The following is a 16,928-nucleotide window of genomic DNA, read 5'->3' as shown; positions in this document are numbered from 1 at the left end:
GCTCGGCCCGCGCGAATCTTTTTGGCCATCGGCAACCTGGGCGTGGCCGAATTCGCGGCCACGCCGGAGCATTTCTATCTGCTGCGTCTGGTGGACCCGCCAACCGCGCCGCTGCCTCTGCCCCGGGCCGAAATTGTGCTGGCGCGCGGGCCATTCACCCTGGCCGATGACCTCGCCTTGCTGTGCCAGCACCGCATTGAACTCATCATCGCCAAAAATGCCGGGGGCGAAGCTGCGCGCGCCAAGCTCGACGCCGCCAGGGCGCTGAGGCTGAAGGTGCTGATGATCGAGCGCCCAACCCCGCCCGTGCGGCAGGTGGCGGCAAATGTGGAGGACGCGCTCTCCTGGCTCGCTCATTCCGCCCGCCTCGGGGTGTAGACGAACCGTCCTACCCGCGTGGTCGCCTTGTTGCCCACCAGAATTACCGTGCGCATATCCGCCATCTCCGGCGTGGCCTCTGCTAGCGTCACGGTGGTGAGCCGTTCCTGCGGCGTGCTCACGGCCCGGGCGAACACCAGCAGCCGCTCCTTCTCACATTCCTCGCGCAGCACGGCCAGGGTGCGGCCCAGCCCCTCGGGCCGGGAGGCTGAGCGCGGATTATAGAAGGCCATGGCGAAATCGGCCTGGGCGGCAAGGCGCAGGCGGCGTTCGATCAGCGCCCAGGGCTTGAGATTATCCGAGAGGTTGATGGCGCAGAAATCATGCCCCAGCGGCGCGCCCGCCCGCGCGGCGGCTGCCAGCATGGCGGTGATGCCGGGCAGCACGCGGATATCCAGACACAGCCAGTCCTCATGCTCGCCCAGCACCTCGAACACCGCCGACGCCATGGCGAACACGCCAGGGTCGCCGGAGGAGACGATCACCACACGCCCGCCCGCCGCTGCCAGGCGCAATGCATGGCGGGCGCGGGCGAGTTCCTCCCGGTTGTCCGAGGGGTGCAGGGTTAGCCCCGGCCGGGGCTGGATACGGGCGACATACGGATTGTAACCTAGTATGTCTGTCGCCAGCGCCAGCGCCTCGCGCGCCTCGCCAGTCAGCAGTGCGTCATCGCCCGGGCCGAGCCCGGCAATGGCCAGCCAGCCGCTCATGCCGGCGCCTGCCCGTGCACCAGCACAATCGCGAAATACGGGCATTCCTCCTCCGGCATTTCGGCTAGGCGGAGCACGCGTTCCTGCCGTGTGGTGCCGTGCGCCACCAGCCAAGCCTGCTCCAGCCGCCCGGCGGTGCTGAGGGCCCGGCGAATCTTCGGCAGATTGCGGCCGGTCTTCATCACCACCAGCGCGTCACTGTCGCGCATGCGGCGAGTCAGCTCGGCCTCGGGCAGAATGCCGGTGAGCACGGTGAGCACGTCGTCACTCCAGGTGATGGGCTCGCCCGTCGCCGTCCAGCAGCCGGACATGCCGGTGATCCCCGGCACCACCTCCACCGCTGCGCGGCCGCGCAGCCTTGTGTGCAGATGCATGAAGGAGCCGTAGAAGAACGGGTCGCCCTCGCAGAGCACGATGACCTCCTCCGTCCTCGCGAGTTCGGCCAGCCGTGCCGCCCAGTCATCGTAAAAGCTGGAAAGCAGATTGATATAGAGCGGGCTGTTGAAAGGCAGCTCGGTGGTGACGGGGTATTCCATCGGGTACTCCACGCAGTCCGGGCGCAGCAGCCCGGCCACGATGCGCCGCGCCTGCCCCTGCCGCCCGGCCTTGCGGAAATAGGCGGCGTGCCGCGCCCCGGCGACGAGGCGGCTGGCCCGCACGCTCATCAGATCCGGGTCGCCCGGGCCGAGCCCCACGCAGATGATCCGGCCCATGCTCATTCCGCTCGGCTGGCGATGGCGTTGACCGCCGCCACGGTCACGGCCGAGCCGCCGAGCCGCCCTTCCACGATGAGCGCCGGGGCTGGCGGGGCGGCAAACAGCGCCGCCTTGGATTCCGCCGCGCCGACAAAGCCGACCGGGCAGCCGATGATCGCCGCCGGGCGCGGGCAGGAAGGATCTTCCAGCATGTTCAGCAGATGGAACAGCGCCGTGGGCGCGTTGCCGATGGCCACCACCGCCCCGCCCAGATATGGTCGCCACAGCTCCAGCGCCGCGGCGCTGCGCGTGGTGCCGAGCCGTGCCGCCAGCGCGGGTACGGCAGGGTCGCGCAGGGTGCAGATCACGTCGTTCCCGGCGGGCAAACGCGGGCGGGTGATGCCCTCGCTGACCATGCGGGCATCGCAGAGAATGGGCGCACCAGCCTCAAGCGCCGCGCGTGCCCCCGCCACCATGCCGGGCGTGAAGCGCACATGCCGCTCCAGCCCCACCAGCCCCAGCGCGTGAATCATCCGCACCACCACCGGCTCCTCCTCGGGCGTGAATGTGGCCAGGGCGGCCTCGGCCCGGATGGTGGCGAAGGATTGGCGGTAGATGGCGGCGCCATCTGTCTCGTAGGCATGGGGCATCAGCAGATTCCGAAAATCCGTTCGGGGTGGCGGAGGAGGCTCTCCGGGTCAAGTCCCTCCATCTCCGGCGCGGCGCTGACGGCGCCATTGCGGATGAGGCTGAAGCCCGCCGTCGTGGCCGTGAGGGTGACATCCGCTGGCCCCGGGTGGGCACAACCCTTGGCGCAGCCCGAGACATGCACGCACATCCCCGGGGGCAGATGCGAGGCGAGGCCCGCCGCCCAGGCGCGGGTTTCCCCCAGGGCCTGGCCGCAGCCCGGCGCGCCGGTGCAGGCAAAGACGCGCGGCAGCGGCGAGGCGGGGTCGGCGATCAGTCCCGGCAGCGGCGGCAGCGTGGCAAGGCCGGGGAGCAGCAGCATCCGCCACGGGGTCAGCCGGATTTCCCCGCTCAGCCTAGCCAGGGCGTCCAGCGTTTCAGCTTGCAGCTCGCCAAAGGCGAAGGCGGCAAGAACACCCGCCGCGCACGGCCCGGGCAGCGGCTCCGGCAGGGCGGCGGCGCTGGGTGTGGTGCCTGCCAAGCCCGGCGGCGGGGTGTGCCCCGTGGCGAGATGCGTGCGCATGCGCCCCCGCCCGTCCTTCACCCCGCCCGAGGCGATGAACCAGCCCGCCAGCGCCAATGCTCGCGCCACTGCCTCCGCCGTTTGTACGGGCTGGCCTTGGGTGGCACCGTCGGGCCGCAGCAGCAACGTGCCGTCCGTTGCGCGCTCGAAGCGTATATCGGCGGAAGTGCCACCCAGCACCGGGGCGGGACCGGTATCCACCATGAAGCCGAATTTGGCGGGCAGGCCGCATAAGTTCGCCAGCCCGTCGGCCAGGGCTGTGGCTAGTTCCAGCGTGCCGTCCCCCGCCCGCCAGAACGGCGTGACGGCGATGTTGCGCGCTTGCTCGGCGGCGGCATCTGCATCCAGCAGGCCGAGTGCCGCCAGCCGTGCCAGGATCGCGGCGTGGTCAGCCGGGGCGATGCCGCGCATCTGCACATTGGCGCGGGTGGTCAGCGATAGAGTGCCCTGGCCATGCGCGCGGGCCAGATCCGCCAGCCCCCGCGCCTGGGCACTGGAAAGCCGTCCCCCGGGCGGGCGGATGCGCAGGATCAGCCCGTCCTCGGCCGCCATCGGGCGATGCGCGCCGGGGCACCAGCCCTTGATCAGTCCGCCGTTCACGCTCCGCCCTCCAGGCTGGCGGCAATGGCGTTGCTCAGCGTGCACCACAGCCCAGCCGCGCGCAGGCGGTGGAAGACATCGTGCAGCCGCGCCAGCGCCGCCGGGTTCTCCCGCGCCAGGAAACTCACCACCTCGGGCCGCCCGAGTGTTGCCTCGTGATACAGGTCGAACAGATGCGCGGGCACGGCATTGGCCAAATGCGCGAAGGCGGCCATGTGGTCCAGCGTCGCGGCGATTTCGGCGCCGCCGCGGAAACCATGCGCCATCATCCCCTCGGCCCAGGCCGGGTTGGCGGCGCGCGCCCGCACTACGCGGGCGATCTCCTCGGGTAGATTGCGGGCGCAAGGCTGGTCCGGGCGGGTCACGTCCAGATGGTAGAGCGCCGGGGCGGCATGGCCAAGGTGCGCCATGGCGGCGGCGAACCCGCCCTCATGCGCGGCGTAGTCGGTGGCCAGCAGCAAATCGGTCTCGGGCAGATCCTGGGCGTGAACAAAACCATCCGTGCCCGCAAGCCGCGCTTCCAGCGCTGGCAGGTCCTCCCGCGCCTGCCCGTCCGCGCCGATGCTCCAGCCCGAGCCGGTGAGCCATGCCTCCGCCGCGCGGCCACGCGCCTCGGGCGAGAATTCGTCCAGCGCCGCGCCCATGTTCAGCCCGTATGCACCGGGCTTGGGGCCAAAGACGCGGGGGGCAGGCTGGGCGTAGGGGTTGTCCGCCGGGTCTTCCCCGCGTGCGGCCAGCGCCGCCGCCCCTGCCTCGAAGAGCTGGGCAAGCTGGGGGAAGATATCCCGGAACAGGCCGGAGACGCGCAAAGTGACGTCGATGCGCGGGCGCCCGAGCATCGCCAGGGGCAGAATCTCGAAGCCATCCACCCGGCCGCCTCCCGCCTGCCAGCGCGGGGCGAGCCCGGCCAGATGCAGCGCCATGGCAAAATCCTCGCCCGCCGTGCGCATGGTGGCCGAACCCCAGAGGTCAACAAGCAGCCCCTTCGGCCAGTCGCCCTGATCCTGCAAATGCTTTCGCAGCAGCTCCTCGGCCAGCTTCACGCCCTGGGCGTGGGCCGCCGGGGTGGGCACGGCGCGCGGGTCCACGGCGAACATGTTGCGCCCCGTGGGCAGCACGTCCCGCCGCCCGCGCGCCGGAGAGCCGGAAGGGCCGGGCGGCACGCGCCGTCCCGCCAGCGCCGCCAGCAAACCAGCCCGCTCCTCGGCGCCGCATTCGCCCCGACCAAAAATATGCAGCCCCTCGCCAAACCGGCTTTCCTTCAGGTCGCAGACGAAGCGGTCGATACGCGTCACCGCCTCGGCCAGCGAGGCTTCCGGCGGCAGGCCAAGATCCTGCTCGATGCCGCGCGCCTGTGCTTCTTCGCGTATGGCGCTGATCAGCCGGTTACGCCGGGGCGGGTCCAACCCCTCGGCGGTGGCGTATTCATCCAGCAGCGCCTCCAGCTGGGTCAGCCCCTCGGGCAGGCCAGCTTCGGCCAGCGGCGGGGGCAGATGGCCAATGGTGACCGCCCCGGTGCGGCGCTTGGCCTGGGCGGCCTCGCCGGGGTCGTTGACGATGAAGGGGTAGATCACCGGCAGGGGGCCGATGAGCGCCTCCGGCCAGCATTCGGCCGAGAGCGCCACGGCCTTGCCCGGCAGCCATTCCAGCGTGCCATGCGCGCCCATATGCACCAGCGCGTGCAGGCCCCGCCCCCGCAGCCAGAGGTAAAACGCCACATAGCCGTGGCAGGGCGTGGCGGCGAGGTCGTGATACGCGCCCTCGCGCCCCGCTGCCTGGCCGCGTTCGGGCTGCAACGCCACCAGAGCCCTCCCCGCCTGCACCGCCTGGAAATGGAATGCGCCGTTCAGTGCCAACGGATCATCTTCCGGCGCGCCCCAGGCTTCGGCCAGGGCCGCGCGCAGCGGCTCCGGCAATTGCGCCAGCGCGGTGCGGTATTCGGTCAGGGGCCAGGCGAGGCTGGCCTGGCGCAGACGTTCCGGCAGCTCCGGCACGGGTGCCACGGTGTAGCCCCCTGCCCGTAAATCCTCCAGCAGCGCGTTGGCGGAGGCTAGCGTGTCCAGCCCCACCGCATGGGCCATCTGATCCGGCCGGCCGGGATAGGTGGAGAGCACCAGGGCGAAGTTCCGCGCCGGGGCGGGCGTGACCGCGAGGCGGTGCCACGCCGCCACCTTGGCCGCCACCGCCGCCACGCGCTCTGGCACGGCGCGGTGGGTGAAGCGGGAATATTGCAGCGACTCATCGCGCTTGCCGGAGGATTTGAAGCTGACCACGCCCGCGAACAGGCGGCCGTCGATTTCCGGCAGGGCGACATGCATGGCGAGATCAGCCGGGGAGAGGCCACGCGCGGCGGCTTCCCAGTCGCGCCGCAGGGCAGTGGAGAGTGCCACCTGGAACACCGGCGCGCCGGGGCCGTCCAGCGGTGTGGCGCCGGTCTCGCCGGTGGCGGAGAAGGCCGTGGCGTTGACGATGGCGGCGGGCGGGCGGGCGGCCAGATGCCGGGCCACCCAATCCGCCGCAGCCGGGGCCTTCAGCGACGGCACGAACAGCCCGTAGGCGTTGAACCCGGCTTCTGTCAGCGCGGGGATGAGCGCGTCGATGGGCCCGGTGTCGGCAGCGGTGAGATAGGAACGGTAGAAGATCACCGGCACGTCAGCCCCCGCCCCCGCAGGCAAGGCGGACACGGCGCCAGCCCCCGGCAGATACAGCCCGCATTCAGGCAGAGGGGGCGGACTGGGCACCGCCGCCACGTTCAGCCCGGCTTCCTGGGCCAGACGGGCCAGCGCTGCCTCGGCCGCCGCCGCGCCGCCCATCTCGCAGAGCCGGGCGAGTTCGCGCAACGCGGGGATAGGTAGGGTAGAAAGCGCGTCCAGCGCCGGGTCGGGCCGGCCGTCACCGGGCAGGATGGCGAGGTGCAGCCCTGTCTCGCGGGCCAGAGTTTGCAGGCTGGTGAGCCCATAGGCCCAATAGGCTTCGCCGCCGATCAGCCGGACCAGCACCGCCTTGGCCCCGCGCAGCGTCGCCTCGGCGTAATTATCCACCGAGACAGGGTGGCGAAGGGCCGCCAGATTGACGAGGCGTAGCGAGGGCAGCGCCCGCCCCGCCGCCTGGGCCTGATGCCAGGCCGCCGCGAAGGCGCCGAGATCGCTGTCCGAGAAGGAGAGCACCACGAGATCAGCCGGGTCCTGGCCGGGGTCGAAGGGCGTTTCCGTCTCTTCCAGCCCGTGGCTCTCGCGGAAGACGATGTGCATGGCCGCGCTGTCAGCCGCCCAGGGTGGCGCGGATCGCCGCCTCGTCGACATCGCCAATCTCGGCGATCACCACCAGCTGGGAGGCGCGGGGCTGCGCGCCCCAGGGGCGGTCGTACTGGCTGCGCACGCGCGGGCCCACCGCCTGCACCAGCAGGCGCATCGGCTTGCCCGCGATGGCGATATGCCCTTTCACGCGCAGGATGTTCTGCTCGCGCGCCAGGCGCTCAATGGCGGCCAGCAAGGGTTCCGGCGACGCCAGTTCCGGCAGTTCCACCACCACGGTCGCGAAGTCATTATGCTCATGCCCATCTTCGGCATCGTGGTGCGAGGGGCGCTGGGCGAGATCGGCCTCCGCCGCCGCCCCCAGCCCCAGTAGCACGGCGGGGTCGATGTTGCCTTCCGTCACCGGCAGCATGGGCACCGGCCGTGGCAGCTCGGCGGCGATGGCGGCGCGCGCCGCCATCAGCCCCGCCGCTCCGGCGAGGTCCGCCTTGCTGAGCAGGATGAGATCGGCGCAGGCCATCTGGTCCTCGAATACCTCGGAAAGCGGCGTCTCATGCTCGGTGGGCGTGGCGGCTTCGGCGGGCAGCGGGGCGAAGCGGCCGTCGGCCACGGCCTCGGCATCGGCCAGGGCGATGACGCCGTCCACCGTCACGCGCGAGCGGATCGCCGGCCAGTCGAACGCCTTCAAGAGCGGCTTGGGCAGAGCCAGGCCGGAGGTCTCGATGAGGATATGGTCCGGCCTGTTCGGCAGGGCCAGCAGGCGCTCCATGGTGGGGATGAACTCGTCCGCCACCGTGCAGCAGATGCAGCCATTGGCCAGTTCCAGAATGGCGTCTTCCGGGCAGTTTTCATCCGCGCAGCCGCGCAGGATGTCGCCATCCACGCCCACCGTGCCGAACTCGTTGACCAGCACGGCCAAGCGCCGCCCGCCGGGGTTGCGCAGCAAATGGCGGATCAGCGTGGTCTTGCCCGCGCCGAGAAAGCCCGTGACGACGGTGACAGGGATTTTGGCGAGGTCGGTCATTCATTGGTCTCCTGAGGGGGAAGGCGGGCAATTACGTGCTTGCGGAACAGGGCCGGGCGCTCGCGCCAGGGCACGATGCCATCTGGCGTGGCGGCATAGGCGGCGGCAAAGGCTAGAATAACGGCGGAATCCTCCGGTTGCATGGGGCCGTGGATATAGGACCAGCTTCCAGGGGCGGAGAGCGCGATGGCCGGGCCCTTGCCGCAGGCGGAGAGACATTCCACCGGGCGGATGCGCACGCCTTCAGGCGCGGCCTCCTGGCTCAGCGCCGCGTGTAGCCGTGTGCCGGGACAGGGCTGGCCTTCCTCCGGCACCGTGCCGGCCCGGCAGGTGATGCAGACATGCAGCGTCGCGCCCATTGGCATCCTTCAGTCTCCGGCGGGCGGGGCGCGCGAAACCGGGGGCGCGCCTTTGGCAGGCATCACCCTTTACCCGGCAGCGGCACACCCCGTCCGCCCGTTGCAATCCTCGGCTGGCAGGTCTCCCGGCTTACGGATAGGGGCCGGTTGGGCCCTGTGGTCATCCGCCTTCCCGGCTGCTGCCAGTGGCGATGGATGGCCTCTCCGGTCACGGTCGCGGGGGCGGCTACGCCTCGGGACCGGAGCCCCTATCGTATTCCCTTTTGGCCTGACATAAGCCAGGCACCAGCACGACCGCATGACAGGCCGCATGCGGGAGCGATTGTCAAGCAACGTTGCCCAGGATGAAGCCATGCCCCTGCCCCCAGAGGACGCCGCCAGCCACGCCGCCAAGATGGCGCGCATCAAAGCCGCGCGCGACAAAATGATGGCGGGCAAGACCGGGGAGAAGGGGTTGGTCATCGTGCATACAGGGGCGGGCAAGGGCAAATCCTCCGCCGCCTTTGGCATGGTGCTGCGCTGCATTGCCCACGACATGCCCTGCGCCGTGGTGCAGTTTATCAAAGGCGGGTGGGATACGGGCGAGCGCCGCCTGTTGACTGAACATTTCTCGGAGCTGTGCCAGTTCTACGCCATGGGCGAAGGGTTCACCTGGGAGACGCAGGACAAGGACCGCGACATCGCCGCCGCGCGGGCCGGGTGGGAGAAAGCCAAAGATCTGATCCGCGACGAAACCCTGCGCCTGGTGCTGCTGGATGAGATCAACATCGCGCTGCGCTACGGCTATCTCGATCTTGGCGAGGTGCTCACCTTTCTGCGCGAGGAGAAGCCGCCCATGACGCATGTGGTGCTTACCGGCCGCAACGCCGCGCCGGAGTTGGTGGAGGCGGCGGATCTGGTGACCGAGATGACGCAGGTGAAGCATCCGTTCCCCGCCGGGATCAAGGCGCAGCCGGGGGTAGAGTTTTAATGCCGGCGCTGATGATCCAGGGCACGGGCTCGAATGTCGGCAAATCGCTGCTGGTGGCAGGGCTGTGCCGGGCCGCGCGGCGGCGCGGGCTGAGCGTGGCGCCGTTCAAGCCGCAGAACATGTCCAACAACGCGGCGGTGACGGCGGATGGCGGCGAGATCGGCCGGGCCCAGGCGTTGCAGGCTCTGGCCGCCGGGCTGCCGCCTGTGGTGGACATGAACCCGGTGCTGCTGAAACCCGAGGCCGAGACCGGGGCGCAGATCATTGTGCAGGGGCAGCGCCTGGCCACACTGCGGGCGCGGGACTACGCGGCGCTGAAGCCCAGCCTGATGCCGCGCGTGCTGGAGAGTTTCGAACGTCTGAAGGCGGGGCATGATCTTGTCATCGTGGAGGGCGCGGGCAGCCCGGCGGAGGTGAATCTCCGCGCCGGGGACATCGCCAATATGGGCTTCGCCCGTGCCGCCAATGTGCCCGTGGTGCTGGCGGGGGATATCGACCGGGGCGGGGTGATCGCGCAGATGGTCGGCACCCAGGCGGTGCTGGACCCGGCGGACGCGGCGATGATTCGCGGCTTCATCATCAACAAATTCCGCGGCGATCCGCGCTTGTTTGATGACGGCTATGCGCTGATCGCGGCGCGCACTGGCTGGCTGGGCTTTGGCGTGCTGCCCTATTTTCCCGGCGCGGCGCGTTTGCCGGCGGAGGATGCCCAGGATTTGTACCGGCCGCGGGCGCGCGGCGGGGCGTTGCGCATCGCCTGCCTCGCTTTGCCGCGCATCGCCAATTTCGACGATCTCGACCCGCTGGCCGCCGAGCCGGGCGTGGAGTTGGTGATGGTGCGCCCCGGCCAAGCCATTCCCGGCGATGCGGTGCTGGTGATTCTGCCCGGCAGCAAATCCACGCGTGGCGATCTCGTGGCGTTGCGCGAGCAAGGCTGGGATATCGACCTGCGGGCGCATGTCCGGCGCGGCGGGGCCGTGCTGGGCTTATGTGGCGGCTACCAGATGCTGGGGCGGGTGATCCGCGACGCCGAGGGGCTGGAAGGCCCGCCCGGCGAAGTCGAGGGGCTGGGGCTGCTGGAGATCGAGACCGAGATGCGCCCGCAGAAGCGCCTGCGGCTGGTGCAGGCCGTGCATGAGGCCAGCGGCGCGGCGTTCTCCGGCTACGAAATCCATATCGGTGAGAGCACCGGCCCGGCGCGGGCGCGGCCCTTTGCGCGCATTGGCGGACAAGGAGAAGGCGCCGTATCGCCCGATGGGCTGGTGATGGGCAGCTATCTGCACGGGCTGTTCGCGGCGGATGGCTTCCGTGCGGGTTTCCTGCGCGCCCTGGGCGGCCAGGCGGGCGGGCTGAACTACACCGCCGGGGTGGAGGACGCGCTGGACACGCTGGCCGCGCATATGGAGGCGCATACGGACGTCTCCGCCCTGCTGGCGCTGGCGGGCTAGCGTATCTGCCAGGGCATGGCGGTGTTCTTCTGCCAGTCCGCACGATGGAGCAGCGGCGTGTCATCGGTGAATTCCGGCCAGCCGAGGCAGAGATAGGCGGAGAAGCGCCAGCAAGGCGCCGCCGCGAACAGCGCCTCCATGGCGGCGGGCTCCAGGATAGAGACCATGCCCATGCCTAGATTCTCCGCCCGCGCCGTCAGCCAGAGCGTGTGGATGGCCATGGCGGTGGATTGCTCCAGTGTCTCCGGCATTGTCTGGCGGCCAAGCCCGTGTCCGGCTTGGGGGGTGAGGTCGGTGAACACGGCGAGCTGCACCGGGGCGTTGTCCAGCCCGGCGAGCTTGAGCCGGGCATAGGCCGCCGCCTGTTCGCCCTCGTAAATTCCGGCGGCCTGAGCGTTGCAGCGGACAAACTCCGCCCGCACAGCGGCGCGCAGGGCCGGGCTTTCCACCAGCAGCACCCTCCAGGGGCGGGAATTGCCCACCGAGGGGGCAAGTTCCATGGCCTGTTGCAGCCGCGCCAGCACCGGGGCGGGCACGGGGTCTGTGCGGAAATGCCGGACATCGCGCCGCCAGCGCATCAGCGTCTCCAGCATCTCCGCCGTGCCGGGGCTAAATTGCATGGGGCGCCTCCGTCAGGGCCTGGGCGAGGCGCGCCCATTCGGCCTCTGTGCCGGGCAGGCCAAGCCGCAGCCAATGCGCGGAATAGGGGAAGATGCGCGACCAGATGCGCGCGTGTGCCAAGCGCCGCTGGGCTTGCGCTGCGTCCGGCGTCTCGTAGAGGCGGAACAAGGCGGTGCCGCCGGCCAGATGCCAGCCCACGGCAGCCGCCAGCGCGTCCATGCGTCCGGTTTCGGCCTGCAACCGTAGGCGGGTTGCCGCCACCCAGGCCGTGTCGGCGAGGGCTAAGGCGCCGATCTGCAGCGCCGGGCCGTTCACCGGCCAGGGGCCAGCCAGCTGGGCGAGTGCCGCCGCATCCGCCGCCGAAGCCAGCGCGAACCCCAGCCGGAGGCCCGCCAACCCGAAAAATTTGCCAAAAGAGCGCAGCACGATCAACCCGTCGCGCCCGGCCTGCGGGGCCAGTGACAAGGCGGGCGTGGGGTCGGCGAAACTTTCATCCACCACCAGCCTGCCGACCAACGGCAGCAGCGCCAGTAGCCGTGCGGGCTCCACCTGCCGCCCATCCGGGTTGTTCGGGTTTACGATGACAGCCAGATCGGCCCCTGCCAGCGCTTCCGGCGTGGACACCTCCTTGACCTGCCAGCCCATACCGCGCAGCGCCGCCGCATGCTCGTTATAGGTGGGCGCCACGATGCGCGCCCGGCCCGGCGCGGCAAGGCGTGGGATCATCTGGATGGCGGCTTGCGCCCCTGCGAGTGGCAGCACCTGCCCCTGCGTGCCATAGGCCGCGCGCGCCGCGCCGATGAGCGCCGCCAGCGCGCCGCTGGCGGGCAACGCCGTCCACGCCGCCGGCTCTATGGGCGGCACCTTGTAGGGCTGGCGGTTGATGCCGGTGGAGAGATCGATCCATTCATCCGGTGTGCCGCCGTAATGCCGCATCGCCACGTCCAGATTGCCGCCATGGTCACGCATTAGGGTTTCCTCACCACATCGCCAGGGCCAGCAGCACTGCCCCGGCGGTCAGTGCGCGCCGGTACAGGGCCAGCCCCGCGAAGATCGTCGTGGCGTCCGGGTCATGTCCGGACGCGTTTATCCAGGGTTCGTTCGCGATCCGGTTGTCATAATTGCGCGGTCCAGACAAGCGTATGCCCAACGCGCCGGCCATGGCCGCCTCGGGCCAGCCGGCATTGGGCGAGCGATGATGGCTGGCATCCTGCCACATGCAGGCCAGCGCCGCGCTGGGGCGGGCGGAGACGCAGGCGAACATGAATCCGGTAAGCCGCGCGGGGATGAGATTGGCGAGGTCGTCGATGCGAGCGGAAGCCCAGCCGAAAGCCTCATGCCGGGGAGTGCGGTGGCCGATCATCGAGTCCAGCGTGTTGATGGCCTTGTAGGCGGCGATACCGGGCAGGCCGAACAGCGCGCCCCAGAACAGCGGCGCGATGACGCCGTCCGAGGCGTTCTCGGCCAGGCTTTCCAGCGACGCACGCGCCACCCCGGCGCCGTCCAGTTTTTCAGGATCACGCCCCACGATCATCGACACGGCCTTCCTGGCGCCCGTCAGGTCGCCGCGCGCCAGCGGGGTGGCCACGGCTGCCACATGCTCGTGCAGCGAGCGCGCTGCCACCAGCGGCCAGGCCAGTACACCGGCCAGCAGCACACCGCCCCAGCCCGTGGGCAGCAGGGCTTGCACCGCCCAGGCCACGGCGGCGCTGAGCCCGATGACCAGCAGCGCCGTCCCCACCCCGGCCAGACGCTGCCGGGCGGGGGTACCGCGATTGGCGTGGCGGTCCAGCCAGGAGATCAGCCCGCCGATCCAGGTGACGGGGTGGCCGATGCGATCGAACAGCGGCGCGGGCCAGCCCAGAGCGGCGTCTATGGCCAGCGCCGCCAGCATGGCGGCGGGAGCGGTGTGAGCCATGGGTCAGGCAATGAGGCTGAGATTGACGAAGCCGGCGGACCATCGCCCGCCCGGCAAAGCGCGCAGCAGGGTGGCGGAGAGGGGCGCGATCTCGAAGGCGAGGCCGAGCGGCGCATGGCCCAGGGCCAGCCCCAGCCCCGCCCGCACCGTGCCCGCATGGGCGAAGATGAGGGCCGGGCCAGAGGCGGCGATCTCGGCCAGCGCCGCCCCGGCGCGCGCGGCGAGGTCCAGGAAGCTCTCGCCCCCTGGCGGGTGGAAGGCGGCGGTTTCCTCCCGGCTCAGCGGGCCGAGATCGGGCAATGCGGCGCTCTCCAGCCCCTCCCATTCGCCGAAATCCTGCTCCCAGAGCCGTGCATCCTGCATGACAGCCGCGCCGGGACACAAAGCGGCGGCACTCTCGCGGCAGCGCCGCGCGGGGCTGGAGACCACCCGCCCCGGAACGCCCGCCAACGCCGTCAGACGGCGCCGCGCCAGGGCCAGGGCCTCACCTTCCGGCAATTGCGCCGGAATATCCAGCCGCCCGGCCAGCCGCCCCGCACCGCATGAGGGGGCGTGGCGGATGAGGATGATATCGGCGGCGACTGGGGGCGCCATAATCGGTCAGGCTCTTTTCAAGGAGGGAAAATGATGTTTGGTCTGGCCCTGGAAAAGGGGCTGCATGATCGTACTCATTACAGGCGGCGCGCGCTCGGGCAAGAGCGCCTACGCCGAAGCCAGGACGCTGGGCTTGCCCGGTGTGCCGCATTACATCGCCACCGCCGAGGCGGGGGACGAGGAGATGGCGGCGCGGATTGCCGAGCATCGCGCCCGGCGCGGCCCGCCCTGGCAGGACCGGGAGGCGCCGCTGGACCTTGCCGGGGCGCTGGCGGCCACGGATGGTGCCGGGCCGCGCCTGGTGGATTGCCTGACGCTGTGGCTCTCCAACCTGATGTTCGCGGAACGCGACGTGGAGGCCGAGACGCAACGCCTCTGCGCCGCGCTGGCGGCCCAGGCATCACCCGTGCTGCTGGTGACCAACGAGGTGGGCATGGGTATTGTGCCAGAAAACGCGCTGGCCCGCGCCTTCCGCGACTCGGCGGGGCGGCTGAACCAGCGCATCGCCCGGCTGGCCGATGAGGTGCAGCTCGTCGTCTCCGGCTATCCGTTGCGGGTGAAATAAACGTTCTACTGCCAAAGGATGACCATGACCGAACCACTTTTCCCCGCCAATTCCCTCGCCACGCTGCGTGCCCGTCTGGCTATTTTGCCCCGCCCGGACGAGACCGCCGCCGAGGCCGCCGGCACCCGCCAGGCAAACCTGACCAAGCCGCCCGGCGCGCTGGGGCGGTTGGAGGACCTAGCCATCTTCATGGCCGGATGGCAGGGCACGGAACGCCCGCGCATCGGCAAGGCGCAGGCAGTGGTGTTTGCCGGGAACCATGGCGTCTGCGCCCAGGGGGTGAACCCGTACCCGCAGGAGGTGACGTCACAGATGGTGGCGAATTTCCGCGCCGGCGGTGCCGCCATCAACCAGCTCTGCCGGGCCAGCGGGGCGGAGCTTTCCGTGGTGGAGCTGGAACTGGACCGCCCGACCGGAGACTTCACCCAAGGGCTGGCGCTGAGCGAGGCGGAGCTGCTGGAGGCCATGGCGCGCGGGGCTGAAGCCCTGGACCCCACGGCGGATGTGCTGTTGCTGGGCGAGATGGGCATTGGCAACTCCACCGTGGCCGCGGCCTTGGCCTATGCTACCTTTGGCGGCACCGCCGCAGATTGGGTGGGGCGGGGAACCGGCTCCGATGATGCGGGCGTCCAGCGTAAGATTACGGCGATCGAGGCGGGGGCAAAACGTCATGCAGCCCTGCTGGATGATCCATTCACCACGCTGATGGCCTTTGGCGGGCGCGAACAGGCGGCGATCTGCGGCGCAGTGCTGGCAGCGCGGGAGAAGCGTATTCCGGTGCTGCTGGATGGTTTCATCTGCACGGCCGCCGCTGCGGTGCTGGCGCGGCTGGAAGGGGACGCGCTGGCGCATTGCATCGTCAGCCATGCCAGCGCCGAGCCAGGGCAGCGCGGCCTGCTCACGCATCTGGGTAAGGCGCCGATACTGGATCTGGGCATGCGCCTGGGCGAGGGCTCGGGTGCTGCGGTGGCGCTGGGCGTGCTACGCGCGGCGCTGGAGGCGCATAATGGCATGGCCACCTTCGCCGAGGCGGGTATTTCCGGCGCATGACGGTAACTGCCCGCCTCTGGCTGAAGGCCAGGCAGGACGAGGTCCGGCTGGCGCTGATGCTGCTGACCCGTCTGCCGGTGGGGCGGCTGGGCGCGCCTCTGCCGCTATCTTCCGCCATTTGGGCCTATCCGCTGGTAGGGACGCTGGTAGGGGGGCTGACAGGTGCGGCCCTGTATCTGGCCTTGCGGGCCGGGCTGCACCCTCTGCCTGCCGCGCTGCTGGCGCTGGCGGTCAGCGTGCTGCTGACCGGGGCGATGCACGAGGACGGGCTGGCCGATGTGGCTGATGGGTTTGGCGGCGGGGCCACGCGTGAGCGCAAGCTGGAGATCACGCGCGACAGCCGGATCGGTTCCTATGGCGTGGTAGTGCTGGTCTTGGTGCTGGGGCTGCGGGCGGCGTTTCTTTCGGAGTTGCCGGTGGCGGGGCTGGTGGCGCATCTGGCCGGGCTGGGCGCGCTCAGCCGGGGGCTGCTGCCAGGACTCATGCTCGCCCTGCCTCCAGCCCGCTTAGGAGGATTGGGGCAAAGCGCCGGGGCGAATGCGCGCCCCGCCCAGGTGCTGGCGGGGCTGGGACTGGCTGTGGCGATAAGCCTCGCCACCCTCCCCTGTTTTCTGTCCATCGCCGCGATCATGACCGTGGCGGCGGCGGGCATCGGCCTGCTGGCATGGCGGCAGATCGGCGGTTTTACTGGCGATGTGCTCGGTGCGGCACAAATTGCCGCGGAAGTGGCTGGACTGGGGGGGCTCTCCTGCTGCTAAGCTGAGCTAAGCGCTCTTCGCCCCAACAGGCGGGCTTGGCAGTTTGGCTCCTGCCCGCGCCAAGTATCTGCCGGGGGGCACAAGGTGGTGCAGGCGCACCCTTGGACCGGCAAGAAGATCTTGTATGGGAACCCCAACTTTACCGACAAGATCCTCGGCCTGCTGCGCCAGCAAAACGACGTGCTCGCCCTCCCGTTTGGCCTGTTTAAGACATCAGAGCTGCAGGAGCAGCCTGCGCTGGGAAATCAGCACCATCGCCATCTGGGACAAGCGTGCCACCGTTCACTGCGCAGCGTCACGCCAATCAGATAGTGACTGTAAACACGTCATTTAGTTTGCAGCAATTTACCCTACGTGCACCCTAGGTTGATAATACATCTTGGTGTCTGTTTATATGTTGTTTTTATTGATATATTTTTCACGTTGCACTTTGTGAATCAGGCTAAAAGCCTGACGAGCCTCCGGATCGTGCACACTTCAGCCCTCTGCCGTCCAACAAATTTAATATATTTCAACAAGTTGTTTCTGGTTGCGGGGGCCCGATACCACCTTGATTTGCTACTTTCAGGGTAACCGCAACCTTCAGTGTAAATCGGCAAGGGGTTTCGGCGCCTTATCGGCGCATCAACCATCAGATTTAGCTTGGTTTTATGGGGTCACAGCGTGACGCTGCTTCACAGTGAAGCTCACATCAGCCAGAATCTGGATGCGATTTAAAAGTCGGTGACCTAGAGCGTATTCCCATCTGATTGAATCGGATGGGATTCCCAAAAC

Annotated in this window: 18 protein-coding genes and 1 riboswitch; of the genes, 7 read left to right on the top strand and 11 right to left on the bottom strand. The window is 69.5% G+C overall.

Features of this window, described 5'->3' with window-relative positions:
- Positions 1 to 378, top strand: a 378-nt coding sequence (locus tag ACLPJJ_RS10980; RefSeq protein ID WP_443591020.1) for a precorrin-6A/cobalt-precorrin-6A reductase, incomplete at its 5' end; no start/stop codon positions are given.
- Here the strand turns inward: ACLPJJ_RS10980 and cobJ are convergent.
- Genes cobJ through ACLPJJ_RS10945 form a run of 7 tightly spaced genes read right to left on the bottom strand, consistent with a single transcriptional unit; the run spans position 354 to position 8,230 of the window.
- Positions 354 to 1,088 (bottom strand): precorrin-3B C(17)-methyltransferase, encoded by a 735-nt coding sequence (gene cobJ, locus ACLPJJ_RS10975; protein ID WP_443591019.1) that lies wholly within the window; start codon positions 1,086 to 1,088, stop codon positions 354 to 356. The two genes, ACLPJJ_RS10980 and cobJ, sit on opposite strands and share 25 nt — an antisense overlap.
- The gene (locus ACLPJJ_RS10970) at positions 1,085 to 1,801 is read right to left on the bottom strand and encodes a precorrin-2 C(20)-methyltransferase (protein WP_443591018.1); all 717 of its coding nucleotides are present in this window, start codon (positions 1,799 to 1,801) and stop codon (positions 1,085 to 1,087) included. Before ACLPJJ_RS10970 ends, cobJ begins: the two co-directional genes overlap by 4 nt.
- A 2-nt stretch (positions 1,802 to 1,803) precedes the next feature.
- On the bottom strand, positions 1,804 to 2,433 hold the full coding sequence (locus ACLPJJ_RS10965) for a precorrin-8X methylmutase (protein WP_443591017.1): 630 nt from the start codon (positions 2,431 to 2,433) through the stop codon (positions 1,804 to 1,806).
- Entirely contained in the window at positions 2,433 to 3,593 is a 1,161-nt protein-coding gene (gene cobG / locus ACLPJJ_RS10960; RefSeq protein ID WP_443591016.1) for a precorrin-3B synthase, read from the bottom strand. The genes ACLPJJ_RS10965 and cobG overlap by 1 nt, the downstream gene beginning before the upstream one ends.
- Positions 3,590 to 6,844, bottom strand: coding sequence for a cobaltochelatase subunit CobN (cobN, locus tag ACLPJJ_RS10955; protein WP_443591015.1), 3,255 nt, complete (start codon positions 6,842 to 6,844; stop codon positions 3,590 to 3,592). Before cobN ends, cobG begins: the two co-directional genes overlap by 4 nt.
- A gap of 10 nt (positions 6,845 to 6,854) precedes the next feature.
- Complete coding sequence (gene cobW, locus ACLPJJ_RS10950; RefSeq protein WP_443591014.1) at positions 6,855 to 7,871, bottom strand: cobalamin biosynthesis protein CobW; 1,017 nt, start codon at positions 7,869 to 7,871, stop codon at positions 6,855 to 6,857.
- On the bottom strand, positions 7,868 to 8,230 hold the full coding sequence (locus ACLPJJ_RS10945; RefSeq protein ID WP_443591013.1) for a DUF1636 family protein: 363 nt from the start codon (positions 8,228 to 8,230) through the stop codon (positions 7,868 to 7,870). The genes cobW and ACLPJJ_RS10945 overlap by 4 nt, the downstream gene beginning before the upstream one ends.
- Positions 8,231 to 8,328: 98 nt before the next feature.
- Positions 8,329 to 8,534, bottom strand: a riboswitch (cobalamin riboswitch).
- A gap of 48 nt (positions 8,535 to 8,582) precedes the next feature.
- On the opposite strand from ACLPJJ_RS10945, the gene cobO reads away from it, so the two are divergent.
- The gene (cobO, locus tag ACLPJJ_RS10940; RefSeq protein WP_443591012.1) at positions 8,583 to 9,200 is read left to right on the top strand and encodes a cob(I)yrinic acid a,c-diamide adenosyltransferase; all 618 of its coding nucleotides are present in this window, start codon (positions 8,583 to 8,585) and stop codon (positions 9,198 to 9,200) included.
- A complete protein-coding gene (locus tag ACLPJJ_RS10935) occupies positions 9,200 to 10,648 on the top strand; it encodes a cobyric acid synthase (protein WP_443591011.1) in 1,449 nt (482 codons plus the stop codon). Before cobO ends, ACLPJJ_RS10935 begins: the two co-directional genes overlap by 1 nt.
- On the opposite strand, the gene bluB is transcribed toward ACLPJJ_RS10935, so the two are convergent.
- The 4 genes from bluB to ACLPJJ_RS10915 are packed head-to-tail and all read right to left on the bottom strand — an operon-like array spanning position 10,645 to position 13,781.
- On the bottom strand, positions 10,645 to 11,268 hold the full coding sequence (gene bluB / locus ACLPJJ_RS10930; RefSeq protein ID WP_443591010.1) for a 5,6-dimethylbenzimidazole synthase: 624 nt from the start codon (positions 11,266 to 11,268) through the stop codon (positions 10,645 to 10,647). The two genes, ACLPJJ_RS10935 and bluB, sit on opposite strands and share 4 nt — an antisense overlap.
- Positions 11,258 to 12,238, bottom strand: coding sequence for a threonine-phosphate decarboxylase CobD (gene cobD, locus ACLPJJ_RS10925; protein WP_443591009.1), 981 nt, complete (start codon positions 12,236 to 12,238; stop codon positions 11,258 to 11,260). The genes bluB and cobD overlap by 11 nt, the downstream gene beginning before the upstream one ends.
- A gap of 10 nt (positions 12,239 to 12,248) precedes the next feature.
- Positions 12,249 to 13,187 carry an adenosylcobinamide-phosphate synthase CbiB gene (gene cbiB / locus ACLPJJ_RS10920; RefSeq protein WP_443591008.1) on the bottom strand — a complete coding sequence of 313 codons (939 nt, stop codon included), beginning with the start codon at positions 13,185 to 13,187 and terminating at the stop codon, positions 12,249 to 12,251.
- A gap of 3 nt (positions 13,188 to 13,190) precedes the next feature.
- On the bottom strand, positions 13,191 to 13,781 hold the full coding sequence (locus tag ACLPJJ_RS10915; protein ID WP_443591007.1) for a histidine phosphatase family protein: 591 nt from the start codon (positions 13,779 to 13,781) through the stop codon (positions 13,191 to 13,193).
- A 64-nt stretch (positions 13,782 to 13,845) separates the two neighbouring features.
- On the opposite strand from ACLPJJ_RS10915, the gene cobU reads away from it, so the two are divergent.
- The 4 genes from cobU to ACLPJJ_RS10895 all read left to right on the top strand — a co-directional run bounded on the left by cobU (position 13,846) and on the right by ACLPJJ_RS10895 (position 16,466).
- A complete protein-coding gene (cobU, locus tag ACLPJJ_RS10910) occupies positions 13,846 to 14,346 on the top strand; it encodes a bifunctional adenosylcobinamide kinase/adenosylcobinamide-phosphate guanylyltransferase (RefSeq protein ID WP_443591006.1) in 501 nt (166 codons plus the stop codon).
- 24 nt (positions 14,347 to 14,370) lie between these two features.
- A complete protein-coding gene (gene cobT, locus ACLPJJ_RS10905) occupies positions 14,371 to 15,396 on the top strand; it encodes a nicotinate-nucleotide--dimethylbenzimidazole phosphoribosyltransferase (protein ID WP_443591005.1) in 1,026 nt (341 codons plus the stop codon).
- Entirely contained in the window at positions 15,393 to 16,154 is a 762-nt protein-coding gene (gene cobS / locus ACLPJJ_RS10900; protein ID WP_443591004.1) for an adenosylcobinamide-GDP ribazoletransferase, read from the top strand. The genes cobT and cobS overlap by 4 nt, the downstream gene beginning before the upstream one ends.
- 84 nt (positions 16,155 to 16,238) lie before the next feature.
- On the top strand, positions 16,239 to 16,466 hold the full coding sequence (locus tag ACLPJJ_RS10895; RefSeq protein ID WP_443591003.1) for a hypothetical protein: 228 nt from the start codon (positions 16,239 to 16,241) through the stop codon (positions 16,464 to 16,466).
- Positions 16,467 to 16,928: the final 462 nt, after the last annotated feature.

It is taken from the genome of Acidocella sp. (genome assembly GCF_052326845.1).
Lineage (GTDB): Bacteria > Pseudomonadota > Alphaproteobacteria > Acetobacterales > Acetobacteraceae > Acidocella.
The sequence above is the reverse complement of the archived record's forward strand: the minus strand, read 5'-3'. Positions and strand labels throughout refer to the sequence as shown.